The sequence below is a fragment of the Nocardioides terrigena genome (assembly GCF_003047265.1).
Classification (GTDB): Bacteria; Actinomycetota; Actinomycetes; order Propionibacteriales; family Nocardioidaceae; genus Nocardioides; species Nocardioides terrigena.
Window position 1 is genome coordinate 1 of the sequence record NZ_PZYY01000054.1, and the last position, 694, is coordinate 694.

At 38.2% G+C, this 694-nt stretch carries 1 protein-coding gene; it reads right to left on the reverse strand.

Translation table 11 applies throughout. The features are described from left to right. A partial coding sequence (locus DAE25_RS22795; RefSeq protein WP_159083937.1) for a S1 RNA-binding domain-containing protein occupies positions 1-614 on the reverse strand: 614 nt, incomplete at its 3' end. Positions 615-694: the final 80 nt, after the last annotated feature.

The window sequence follows — 694 nt, forward strand, 5'->3', positions numbered from 1 at the left end:
CCGTAATCCGTTAAGTTTTTAACCGTACCGGTTACAACAAAACCTTCAACTAAGTTCGCTAAAACTTCGTCACGATCTTGGTTGCTTTCAGATTCGATTACCGCACGACGAGAAACAACTACGTTGTTACGTTTTTGATCGAGTTTGATAACTTTGAATTCTAATTCTTTACCTTCTAAGTTTAAAGAATCGCGAACCGGACGAGTATCAACTAATGAACCTGGTAAGAATGCACGAACACCGTTTAATTCAACAGTGAAACCGCCTTTCACTTTACCATTAACAAAACCGATAACTGTAGCTTGTTCTTCGAACGCTTTTTCTAAAGCAATCCAAGCTTCGTTACGTTTTGCATCACCACGAGAAACTACTGTTTCACCGAAGCCGTCTTCAACAGCTTTAAGAACTACATCCACTTGGTCGCCGACTTGAACTTCAAGTTCGCCTTGAGCATTTGTAAATTCTTCAGCAGGAATTGATGATTCAGATTTAAAACCTGTATCAACGATTACATAGCCTTTTTGAATAGCTACTACAGTACCTTTAACCACAGAACCTAAACGAGCTTCTGCCGCAAGGAATTCTTCAAGTAGTTGAGCAAAATTTTCTGACATAATTTTCTTCTTAAATAAAAATGAACATCCATTTAACATCCTGTTTAAACGGGGTTAGTAATAATGACCGAACACATCCT